At 46.0% G+C, this 11,893-nt stretch carries 11 protein-coding genes; 10 read left to right on the top strand and 1 reads right to left on the bottom strand.

Features of this window, described 5'->3' with window-relative positions; translation table 11 throughout:
• Positions 1-219 precede the first annotated feature (219 nt).
• The 7 genes from IH879_11390 (at position 220) to IH879_11360 (ending at position 8,608) form a co-directional block, all read left to right on the top strand.
• Positions 220-1,620 carry a sigma 54-interacting transcriptional regulator gene (locus IH879_11390; GenBank protein ID MCH7675538.1) on the top strand — a complete coding sequence of 467 codons (1,401 nt, stop codon included), beginning with the start codon at positions 220-222 and terminating at the stop codon, positions 1,618-1,620.
• Positions 1,621-1,848: 228 nt separating this feature from the next.
• Entirely contained in the window at positions 1,849-2,883 is a 1,035-nt protein-coding gene (locus IH879_11385; protein MCH7675537.1) for a zinc-binding dehydrogenase, read from the top strand.
• A gap of 182 nt (positions 2,884-3,065) precedes the next feature.
• Entirely contained in the window at positions 3,066-3,521 is a 456-nt protein-coding gene (locus IH879_11380) for a RidA family protein (protein ID MCH7675536.1), read from the top strand.
• A gap of 247 nt (positions 3,522-3,768) precedes the next feature.
• Positions 3,769-4,389 (top strand): MEDS domain-containing protein, encoded by a 621-nt coding sequence (locus IH879_11375; protein ID MCH7675535.1) that lies wholly within the window; start codon positions 3,769-3,771, stop codon positions 4,387-4,389.
• Entirely contained in the window at positions 4,390-6,927 is a 2,538-nt protein-coding gene (locus IH879_11370) for a sigma 54-interacting transcriptional regulator (protein ID MCH7675534.1), read from the top strand.
• Between the two features lie 42 nt (positions 6,928-6,969).
• Positions 6,970-7,134 carry an efflux RND transporter permease subunit gene (locus IH879_11365; GenBank protein MCH7675533.1) on the top strand — a complete coding sequence of 55 codons (165 nt, stop codon included), beginning with the start codon at positions 6,970-6,972 and terminating at the stop codon, positions 7,132-7,134.
• Positions 7,135-7,171: 37 nt separating this feature from the next.
• The gene (locus IH879_11360) at positions 7,172-8,608 is read left to right on the top strand and encodes a hypothetical protein (protein ID MCH7675532.1); all 1,437 of its coding nucleotides are present in this window, start codon (positions 7,172-7,174) and stop codon (positions 8,606-8,608) included.
• Between the two features lie 57 nt (positions 8,609-8,665).
• On the opposite strand, the gene IH879_11355 is transcribed toward IH879_11360, so the two are convergent.
• A complete protein-coding gene (locus IH879_11355) occupies positions 8,666-9,676 on the bottom strand; it encodes an integron integrase (protein ID MCH7675531.1) in 1,011 nt (336 codons plus the stop codon).
• Positions 9,677-9,906: 230 nt separating this feature from the next.
• Here IH879_11355 and IH879_11350 point away from each other — a divergent pair, with 230 nt between their 5' ends.
• From IH879_11350 to IH879_11340, 3 genes are all read left to right on the top strand, one after another.
• Complete coding sequence (locus tag IH879_11350) at positions 9,907-10,188, top strand: hypothetical protein (protein ID MCH7675530.1); 282 nt, start codon at positions 9,907-9,909, stop codon at positions 10,186-10,188.
• Between the two features lie 195 nt (positions 10,189-10,383).
• A complete protein-coding gene (locus IH879_11345; GenBank protein ID MCH7675529.1) occupies positions 10,384-10,977 on the top strand; it encodes a hypothetical protein in 594 nt (197 codons plus the stop codon).
• Positions 10,978-11,429: 452 nt separating this feature from the next.
• On the top strand, positions 11,430-11,893 hold a 464-nt coding region (locus IH879_11340; GenBank protein ID MCH7675528.1), incomplete at its 3' end, for a hypothetical protein.

Raw genomic sequence — 11,893 nt, 5'->3', positions numbered from 1 at the left:
ATATAAAAAGAACACAAAATGAGCGACGTATATTCTTCTCTCGCATTACCTATTTATTTAAGTTCAAATGTAACTAAGGGCCTTGTCGTTTCTTCCCTCATTTAAAACTTTCCTTGCTTTTAAAATAGCGCTTTTTAAGTTTATTTAAATCACTTTAAAAAATGAGTTTTGTAAAAAAAATAGGTTAAGCACGTGAAAGATAACTCAAAGAAGAATTTAATGGCGGAATTGGAACTCAGGCGTTTGCTAGACAATATTCCGGCTGAGCTTGGTATTTTGGATAGTGAAGGTCGTTTTCTTTTCAACACATCGACTGGAATTCATGATCCTGAAATGCGGGACTGGATTATCGGTAAGAATCATCACGAGTACTGCGAAAAGAGACGTCTCCCTAAGTCCTTTGCGGATAACCGGCAAAAACAAATTGATAAATGCATCGCGGAGAAAAGGCTGGTCACCTTTGAAGAGCCTATCATGGACAAGGGCGGTCATCTTAAGGTTTACTTGCGGATGTTTTGTCCGGTTCTCGATGAGCGAGGGAATGTTGCACATGTGATCGGTCACGGTCAAGAAATTACCGCATTAAAAAAGACTGAAGAAAAGCTTCGGAAGGCCCTGGAGGAAGTGGAGGATCTAAAGAATCGCCTACAGGCGGAAAACATTTACTTACAGGCAGAAATCAAAGTTGTTCATAATTTCGAAGAAATCATCACCGGCAGCAAGGTATTTAAAAATGTGCTGAGAAAAGTGGAGCAAGTTGCAGCGACCAACGCCACTGTTTTGATTCTCGGCGAAACCGGTACCGGCAAGGAGCTGCTCGCTCGTGCAGTTCATAATCTTAGTGATCGCAAAGAACGGCCGCTGGTCAAAGTGAATTGCGCTGCTTTACCGGCGAATCTTATCGAAAGTGAGCTCTTTGGCCATGAAAGAGGAGCTTTTACCGGTGCGCTTTCTCGTAAAATGGGTCGTTTTGAATTAGCGGACGGCGGCACCATTTTTCTGGATGAGATTGGCGATTTACCGCTGGAATTACAGGCCAAACTTCTGCGCGTCCTGCAAGAGGGTGAGTTCGAGCACTTGGGATCTTCAACGACCATTAAAGTAGATGTGAGAATAATTGCAGCGACTAACCGAGATTTAAAGAAAGCTTTAGAGAGCGGCGATTTCCGTGAAGATCTCTATTATCGGCTAAATGTCTTTCCTATTATTAGTCCGCCCCTTCGCGAGCGAAAAGAGGATGTCCCTTTGCTGGTTAAACATTTCAGTGAGAAGGTCGGTGCAAAAGTTGGCAAAAAGATCGGATCGATAAATCCAAAAGCAATGGACGCCCTCCTTGCGTATGATTGGCCCGGAAATGTAAGAGAACTTGAGAATATCATCGAACGAGCGGTTATTCTCAGCAAAGGTAAAACACTCCAGTTAGGTGATTGGATTCCTGCCAAGACTAAAACTTCTAACTCCAAAGAAATGCTGTCTCTTGGGGAAAACGAGAGAAGGTATATCTTAGAAGTTCTTGAATTAACAGGAGGGAGGGTCAGCGGTGAAAAAGGGGCTGCAAAGATTCTCGGTGTCAATGCGTCAACCTTAGACTCGAGGATGAGAAAATTGGGGCTAAAATAGCAGAAATAGTCTTCGAATTTTCCAAATTTCAAAAATTTTCTATATTTGGAAAATATATTTTAACTCCTACCTCTAAATAGTAATCAACCCCTCCATTTCTATCTGATTTATTAACAACTGCTTAGCTTTATACCTGAGTGGCTTTTTTATCTTGGCACTCCTTTTGACTGTCTCTCGACCAACAAATAACTTTAAACTTCAAACTAATCTCAAAAAGGAGGCAACAAAATGAAAGCAGCAATTATTCGTGAATTTGGCGATGTCGACGTGCTCAAGGTCGAAGATATCGAAACACCGACACCAAAACCCGGACATGTTCTGGTCAAAGTACTTGCCGCCGGCGTAAACCGGCTTGACCATTACATAAGAGAAGGCTTGATCGTGCCGGAACTACCCTTCCCTCATATTCTGGGCGCTGATGCTGCAGGTGAAGTTGCGGAACTGGGTGAAGGGGTCAACAGTTTCAAAATCGGAGAGCGAGTCATTGTCGTACCGGGATATCCTCAGAAGGATGAGGAGACCGACATTCGGCCTGCTATTGCCGCCCCAAGCTTTGCACTGCCAGGATTACACATCAGTGGAACCTACACCCAGTACATGGAAGTTCCTGCCTACGCAGTTGTAAAGGATGATACCGGCTTAAAACCCGAAGAGGTGGCCACACTGCCGGTGGTTTTAGCGACAGCGGTTCATGCGATTAAGCAAGTTGGAGAAGTCAAGCAAGGCGATAAGGTCTTGATTCACTCAGGCGCTTCCGGTTCCGGCAGTATGCAAATCCAGGTGGCTAAAGCGCTTGGTGCAGAGGTGGCGACGACCGTTCGTGGTGATTCTAAGGGTGAATTTGCTCAGCGGGCAGGGGCGGACTTGGTCGTTAACACTCGCAAGCAAGATTTTGTTGAACGTGTGCAGGAATGGACTGGCGGGCAAGGTGTTGATGTTGTCATCGACAATTTGAGCGGAGATGTTTTGGCCAAGAGCATCGAGGCGGCCAAACCAATGGGCGTGATTGTTGCTTTTGGGTTTGCCGCGGGTCCTGAAGTTACATTCGATATTCGATCGCTTTTCTTCGCACAAAAGCAGTTGCGCGGCTCCATGGCCAGCGATGCGGAAGACTTGCAATTGGGTCTTGAGCTCATTCGCAAGGGTAAAGTGAAACCTATGCTCGATCGCACATTGCCGCTAAGCCAGGTGGCAGAGGCCCATCGCTTGATTGCCAGCAATCAAGTCGCCGGTAACATTGTATTGTTACCCTGGGCGGCATAAAGTAAGAAAGATGAGGTATTAACAGAGGCTATCCAAAAAGAATAGAGCGAAAGCGTCTCGCCGAGCGTTTTTTCGAAGTTCTACGCTTAGCAATCCCTCGGCGGGACCCCTTCGGCCTAGTTTTTTTACTTTTTGGACAGTTTCTAATTTTTTTTTTATGATTCAACTCTAAGGAGATAAAAATGGTCGAACAACGATTAGCCGAAATGGGATTTACGTTAGAAAATCCGCCGGAACCGATCGGCAATTATGAAGCCGCAGTCATTAGCGGAAAGATGCTCTACATCTCCGGGCAATTACCTCTTTCAGATGGCAAACTGGTTTATCAAGGGCAGGTTGGTTCAGAGCTGACTGTATCTGAAGGTTATCGAGCAGCGGAATTAGCTGCAGTCAACGTTTTAGCTCAAATTAAAAAGAAACTCGGTTCATTTGATCCTTTGGTAAAGATTGTTAGAGTTAATGGCCACATCAGCAGTTCGGATGATTTTATTGATCACCCGAAAGTTTTGGATGGCGCCTCTGACTTATTTAAAAAAGCCTTGGGTGAAAAATCGGGACATGCGAGAACCGTATTCGGACATGGCAGATTACCGAAGAACGCAGCAATTGAATTGGTCGTTATTGCCGAAATCAGATAGGGTTGTTAGTGCTGCCGGACCTAAGGGCAATCAGAGTTTGAATGAATAGCTTGATTCAGTTCAAACAGAAATTTATATGACAACCGCAAAGCTTAGAAAAAAGATCTAAAGCATTATTTTTCCGGGCGTTTCAAAATCTGAACAATCTCTTGCATTTTTAGCTAAATACCTCTACTTTGTAACAAATTGTTTGCATCCTCTGCGGATATTACATCACCTACAGTAATATAAATTACGAGAGGTTCTAATGTGTGCTCAAACAGAAGATGGCAACGACATCAGAATTCCGCTTGGATTTGGTGACGTTACCAGTTCGGTCGGTGACCACATTGCGCATTTCTATCGTGGCGCCAGTCAGATGTTCAATGTGTTGGGTCCCTATGTTGCGGAGGGAATTCGCAGGGGGGACAAATGTGTTGTCATTTCCAGTCCTGAAGTCGCAGACCAATTACTCGAATGGCTTAAATCAAAAGGTGTTGACCCTGAAACCGCTCGCAAGAGCAGTCAACTTTTCTTGCATGCCGGCGAGACCAGCCAAGATGCTATGCGGGCTTTGGTCGACCAGGTTGAAAAGGAGTCGCTAAACGCCGGCTATCCGTTTGTGCGTTGGGCTGGAGACGGTGGTTGGGCCCTGGCTGGAAAAACATCGGTTCACGAAATGCTTTGTTGGGAAGCACTTTATGACAAAGTCTCAGAAGACTGGGATATTCTCGCCCTTTGCCAGTTTGACTTGATGCAATTCAGCGGCGATGTCGTCATGGATGCCCTGCGCTCTCACCCATTATGCATCATGGGTGATGTTCTGGCTCCCAACCCATTCCACGTCTCCCCGGATACTTTACTCAAAGAATTCGCGGAACGTGAATAAATGGTTCGCTCTTTGGAGGATTCCGCACTTCAGGGCATGCAAACCGGTACTGCTCCCAAAACTCAAGCACAAAAACTCACCTCGATTGACCCCTACTCCCTATTAGGCATCGGTGCAGCGCTTGCACTCTACGATAGCGAAGAAGATGTCGCCCAATTTATCGCCAGCGCCGTGACCGCCGCGTTGCGGGTCAAGTTCGGCGCTGTAGCTCTCAGAGAGGCGGGAGATGACAAATTGCGGGTGTTGGGTCAGCTAAGCAATTCACCCCTCCAGATATCTCTGGTTAAGGAAATCGAAAAAGTTTTCTCCACAATGAAAAATGCTAACGCTGTTCCTGGTGAAACAATTCGTGAAATCGAGGTCAAAAAGGAACTTTTTCCTAAATTACATACCAAAGGATTAGGTCGGCTTTTGTTGGTTCCGTTGAGAACACTCGATCGTGATTTCGGTTTTGTCCTTGCGGGTAAAACCTCTTACGAACCCTATTTGCCTGTTCAAACTGCCTCGCTTGATACGCTGGCGAGTCAAACCTCTATGGCTTTGCACCGCATACAACTGAACCAAGAGCGCAAGCGGGCTGAGCAGGCGTTGCAGCAGGCGCACGACGAGTTAGAGCATCGGGTCGAGGAGCGGACTGCCGAGCTTGCGAAAGCCAATGCGATGTTGAAAGCGGAAATCACCGAACGCAAACAATCGGAGGTGGCACTCGGACACCTTCGGCTGCAAAACGAACTCATTTTGAATTCGGTAGGCGAAGGAATTTATGGGCTAGATTTGCATGGTAACACCACCTTTGCCAACCCTGCGTCGGCTCGCATGCTTGGCTGGACCGCAGAGGAACTGATCGGTAAGCCGCAACATGCCATCATTCATCATACTAAATCTGATGGTAAACCCTACCCCAGGGAGGAATGCCCCATCTACGCCGCGTTTAAGGACGGGGCTGTTCACCGTGTCGACACCGAGGTCTTTTGGAGGAAGGATGGCACCAGCTTCCCGGTTGAATATATCAGCACGCCAATTCGGGATGATGACAATAATCTGGTAGGAGCGGTCGTTACCTTTCGAGACATCACGGAGCGTAAACAGGCTGAAAAAGAACTTCGTGAAAGCCGGGCGCGGTTTTCCGGGATTTTAGACATTGCCCGAGAAGCTATTATTTCTACAGATGAATCCAAACATATTATCATGTTCAACAAAGGGGCTGAGAAAATCTTTAACTATTCGCAAGACGAAGTGATCGGAAAATCCATCGACCATCTTATACCGGAAAAATTCCACAAGGCGCACCATAGTCATATTGCTGAATTTGCCGGTTCTGCTTTGACATCACACTTGATTGGAGAGAGAAGGGAAATATTCGGTCGTCGCAAAAACGGTGAGATATTTCCGGCCGAAGCTTCAATTTCAAAATTACAATTAGACGGCCAGTTAATCCTCACAGCCATTCTACGCGATATCACCAAGCGCAAACAAGCTGAAACGGTGCTACGCAACGCTCTTAACGAAGTCCAACAATTAAAAGACCGACTGCAGGCTGAAAATGTCTACTTACAAGAGGAAATCAAACTTGTACACAACTTTGATGAAATTATCAGTACCAGTAAATCGTTTAAGAAAGTCTTGAGAAATGTGGAACAGGTAGCTGTGACAGATGCAACCGTTCTTATATTGGGGGAGACCGGCACCGGCAAGGAACTCATAGCACGGGCTTTGCATACCACAAGCCTTCGCAAAGAAAGGCCGCTGGTAAAAGTTAATTGTGCAGCTTTGCCGGCAAATCTCATTGAGAGTGAAATTTTCGGCCATGAGAAAGGCGCATTTACCGGCGCATTATCCCGTAAACAAGGCCGTTTTGAACTTGCAGATCGCGGCACCATCTTTCTGGATGAGATTGGTGATTTACCCCTGGACTTACAGGCTAAGCTTCTGCGTGTTTTGCAAGAAGGTGAATTTGAGAGAGTCGGGGGCACGCAGACTCTTAAAGTAGATGTCAGGGTCATTGCAGCCACAAATCGTAATCTTGAGGCATCCACCCGGTCCGGAACATTCCGTGAAGATCTCTTTTACCGGCTGAATGTGTTCCCGATTACACTCCCGCCGCTTCGGGAGCGTGCCGAAGACATTCCGCTGCTGGTCAATCATTTCATCAAGAAATACCAAGGAAAATTGGGAAAGAAGATTTCTCGCGTGCCGCAAAAGGTGATGAAGACTCTGCAAGCCTACCACTTTCCCGGGAATATAAGAGAGCTGGAAAACATCATTGAGCGTGCGATCATCCTGGCAAGAGACGAAACCCTGCAAGTGGACGAAAGTTTGGAGCTGCTGAAAAGTCCGGCAGCCCCCGCTGAAAACGAGGGCACCCTTGCAGAAATCGAGCGCAGCCATATTGTGTCGGTTCTTGAGGAAACCAACTGGCGTATCGAAGGGCCAAAGGGCGCGGCACTGCGTTTGGGGATTAATGCAAATACACTACGATCTCGCATGCAGAAACTGGGAATAATGAGGCCGGCAACCGGCACGATATCAGAACTTTAGTTGGCAGAATAATTTTTTCGAACTGTTCTAAAGAAGCAGATAATGGGGGGTCTAATCCCATTGTGGTTTGGCGGAGGACCCCTGTTCGAAGCCATGGCAGTAGCGATTATTTTTGGTCTACTCTTCGCTACTATTTTGACTTTAGGATTTGTGCCAATGATGTATTCTCTTTTCTTCCGGGTGAAGTTTAAGGAGTTTAGTTATTGAAATTAATATCCCAAAATCTTGACAACGAATGGCATAAATGAAAATTTATTCTAAAACCTTTCCAAACCATTTCTGCATGCTATTAACCGCCATCTCACTGCTATTCATCAGCTGTGCGGCTAAACGTAAAGCACCTGACTTAAGCATACTCTACAACCGAGCCGCTCAATATCATGATGAAAGACGTAACCCGGTGATTCTCATTCCTGGTATTCTCGGATCAAAACTTGTGGATTCCGAATCGGGACGGCTGGTGTGGGGCGCTTTTGCAGGCGGATATGCCAATCCGCAAAAGCCGGATGGAGCGCGATTGTTTGCGTTACCCATGCGTGAGGGTGCGACCTTGGGTTCGCTTCGTGACAGCGTCGTATCTGACGGGGCGTTGGATCGCCTCAAAGTTAATTTTCTTGGTCTGCCTTTTGAGCTAGATGCGTATGCGGACATCCTTGGCGCGTTGGGTCTGGGTGGATACAGGGATGAACAGCTTGGAATCGCTGGCGCCATTGATTATGGAAGCGATCATTTTACTTGCTTCCAGTTTGATCACGATTGGCGACGCGACAACGTTGAGAATGCCAGACTGCTGCACGATTTCATTCTGGAGAAACGAGCCTACGTCCAAGCCGAAATTGAGAAACGATTTGGCATTGAAAATTATAATGTCAAGTTTGACCTGGTCGCACACTCCATGGGCGGACTCCTGGCACGTTACTATCTTCGCTTTGGCGGCAAGGATTTACCCGAGGATGATTCCATCCCGCAGGTTACATGGGAAGGCAGTCGCTTCGTTGAGCGCGTAATTCTTGTCGGACCGCCAAACGCGGGGTCGGTCGAGGCACTTGTCCAGCTTGTAGAAGGTAGAAAATTTGCGATTTTCCTGCCAAAATACGAGCCGGCTATTTTGGGTACAATGCCTGCCGCTTATCAAGGCCTCCCTCGTGGCCGCCACGGGGCTCTTGTTGATGACGCCGGGATAATAGAAGATATCTTTAATCCGGAGCTTTGGGAGAAAATGGGGTGGGGATTGGCCGCAGCCGACCAAGACAAAGTACTTCAGTGGCTACTGCCAGATGTAACCGATCTTGACGCGCGTCGTAGAATCGCACTGGATCATCAACGCAAATGTTTGAGACAGGCTCGACAATTTACAGCCGCGCTCGATGTTCCTGCCACTCCACCAGATAGCCTCAATCTCTTTCTTATTGCGGGCGATGCCCTTTCGACTACTGCTGTCATTTCTGTGGATCGGAGTAATGGTGAAATCAAAGTTATAAAAAAGGCAGCAGGCGACGGCACGGTACTGCGCAGCAGCGCCCTCATGGATGAACGGTTAAGTGGAGAATGGGCACCCGCTCTGGTTTCACCCATCAAGTGGACTCAGGTTTTATTCGTATTCACGGAACACCTGAAAATGACTAAAGACCCTGCGTTCACAGATAATATGCTGTACATGTTACTCGAACATCCGCGTTAACAGTTAACTCATTTCAAAAGATGAATTAAATAAGAGTGAGAAACGTTGCATAAGAAGTTAGGTCTCAGTTAGTTTGTCCAATGGGCTGAGCACAGAGTTGATGTCTTTTTCCATAACGTGGGTATAAATTTCCGTGGTTTTAACATCCGCATGCCCCATCAATTCTTGCACAATGCGAATGTTGACGCCATTTTCAAGCAAATGGGTAGCAAAGCTATGGCGAAATGTGTGGCATCCGACCGGTTTATGAATCCCGGCTTTTTGTACGGCTCGTTTTACGGCTTTTTGTAACCCCGATTCCAGAACATGGTGTCTGCGAATGACGTCGGAACGCGGATCTTCACTTAGTTTTTTTGAAGGGAAAACATATTGCCAGCCAATCTCTTTGGCTGCGTTCCGGTATTTACGAGCAAGGGCATGTGGCAAGAACGTTGCGCCATAGCCATTGGCCAGGTCTTGGTTATGAAGGGTCTCCACTTTTTTGAGATGAGCGCGCAATTCCTCACAAATAGATTGCGGAAGAAGCGTTGCGCGATCCTTGCCACCCTTTCCGGCCCGCACAAATAGTTTGTTTTTATCGAAATCAATGTCTTTGATTCGTAAGCGGATGCACTCCATCAACCTTAATCCTCCGCCATACAGCAATCGTGCCATGAGGGCGTGGGCGCCCGCCATGTGCGCCAGCACCCGTTGCACTTCAGCCTGGGCCATTACCACCGGCAAATTTCGATGCCGTTTGGCTTTGATGGGGGCAAGATGTTCTTCCATAGGAATATGGAGAACTTCACGATACAAAAAAATGAGAGCGTTCATAGCTTGGCGCTGGGTGGAAGCCGCAACTTTGCCCTGCACCGCGAGGTGGCTGAGAAAGCGTTCTATTTCAGCCTTCCCCATCTGGCGTGGGTGCGTACTGCCGCCATGAAATTTCAGATAGCGCAGAATCCAGTCGCAATAGGTTTGTTCGGTGCGATAAGCGTAGTGGTGGTAGCGCAACACCTCTTTGACTTGATCCAATAGTTTAGCGTCAGGATCGGGTTTAAATTTTTGTAATTTTTGCTTGTTTTCCATTTTCGTATAAGTTAAATTTGTTTCAAATTTCCCCCATATGTAATATTTAAACAAAACATGGAAAAAGTCAATTGATTTTTCCATGTTTGTGGGGTTAATATTAAAATAGCTGGAAAGTTTTCCAGTTATATGAGTTGATCGCATGGACAGGTTTTCCATCGATCCACTATGTTGGCCGCGCGGTCAAACTCCGGTGAGTCGGTCGGGCAAAAGAACAGAGAGACAGGTGTGTGGTTTCAAAGTTGGTGCGGCCGGGTTTCGTCCGGGTCTCGCTTCTCAAAATTTATGGATTTTTAGTCGATGAACTTTCAAAGCAGACAAAATCTCAATTTCAAGAAAATCATCTCGGCGTGGTTCGGCGGTCTCTGCGTTTCGGGTTTTGGGGTCAGGCCTGCCTGTGCGGTGCACGCAGACAGGCGGCCGGCACGGTATTTCGGGTTTGCACCGTTGCAGTGGTTTTCTGCCCCGGGGCTTCCGGGTGTTTGCGCGGTTCCAACAGCCCATCCACCTGACGCTGCCGAAGGGGCGAGTTTTCAGGGTTTTGAGTGCTGTCGCAAGTTTTGTCTTTTTATCAAGTTAAGTGCACTGAATGGCAGCGCAGGTGACTCGCATCGTTAGGCGGCTCAAGACCTAAATTACCTCAACAAAAAGTTTGAGACTCTGGCAAATCTTTCTTATTTTTCTGTAACTTGAAAAGGAGCTAAATCATGGTAGATTCAAATATGAAGTACTTAGCAGCAACTAATGAAGTATCAGCCCGCATTCAAGCCCGCGACCAAGTTCTGTTTTCGTTCATCGCTCTTGCTGCAATATTAATAGGAGTAGCATTTTCAAATAATGATTATTTCTTCGTTATGATAGCCATTGGTTATGCTGCTTTAGCAACAACTTTCCTAATTATGCACCATGACCTTATCATAGGCCACTTATGTGATTTTTTGAGAGAACTCACTAAAGACCAAGATGATACCCCACAGAAGCAAAAACCAACCATCGATTGGTTTTCATCGAAAAAATACTACGGCAGAACCCTGACAATCTATCGTTGGCCAAGGGACATCGCACAATTAATTGTTATCTGTCTCCCTGGCTTGGCTCTCTATTTTTCGCAAGAGATTTTTACAGAACTATCAAATTCAAAAAAGATTTCTACAGAACTATTAAATTTCCAGCGTGGGGGTGAAGGGTGCATATTCATCTCAGTTTTGGTTATCGTCAGCACAATGCTGCTCCGCTTATGGAAATTTTACCGTCTAAAGTGGCGACTCCCGCTCGTTACTGAGGACGATTCAGCAACATAAAAACCCCCACCTGGTTATGGTGGGGATTATTGAAAATCTACGAAAGTCGGACTAATACAATGACATTTATAATCTCTCCAATTATACTTAAGATAACGACAATACTAATGCCTATTTTCTCACCTATTGTAAGGCTTTTTAGCATTATCAAAAATTTTCTCATTCAGAATCACCTCCTGATTTAAAGAGTTATGTTATTGTTTTATTTAGTTTTAAAAAGAGCTGTTTTGAACGTAACATTAATAATTAAGCCTGTCAAGGAACATTTTGGGGGTGAGAAAATACCTAACAAAGCGCATCAACCTGACCCCGAAGCAGGGGCGAGATGCTGAAGTTCTGCAGCCCGCAGCGCGTTTGCTGGGGTCGCGACAGTAAGTACCAGCGCACTTTCGGGGCAGGTTATGCACGGCGTTAGATTTTGCAAATCGATGTCAAACAACAAGGAACTGTAAATGGCTTTAATTCTTGACAAAGATCACTTTGATTATGAGACAAAGGACGTGGGACGCATCAGAATTCGAAGTTATACAATGGGTGCCTCCGGAGAATTTGGGGTAGAACTGTCCAAACGCGTTAAGACTTCTTCTGTAGATTTAGTCCGCAAACTTGTTTCAATCATTGGACGTTGTTACGATAAAACTACCGGTGAAATACAACCGAAAAATCTGCAACCTGAAACTGTGAAGGCCATCTCTGACGAGGAAATTGAAGAGATAGCAAGAATGTTCGTCGAAAAAAACGATTGGCTATATAAAGACATTGAAAATCCCAAATACGAGATTATCGAGTCTGAGCAAGGCGAAAGGGTAAAAAAGGTATCCTATGAAAAAAAGGAAATACCTCGGGAACAAAGTGAGACATATTCTGAATATCTAATCCGTCTTATCCGGTCATATGAAGTTGAGTTTTCCTCAAA

The organism is candidate division KSB1 bacterium, from assembly GCA_022562085.1.
GTDB lineage: Bacteria > Zhuqueibacterota > Zhuqueibacteria > Oceanimicrobiales > Oceanimicrobiaceae > Oceanimicrobium.
This window is presented reverse-complemented; position numbering and strand designations above follow the sequence as displayed.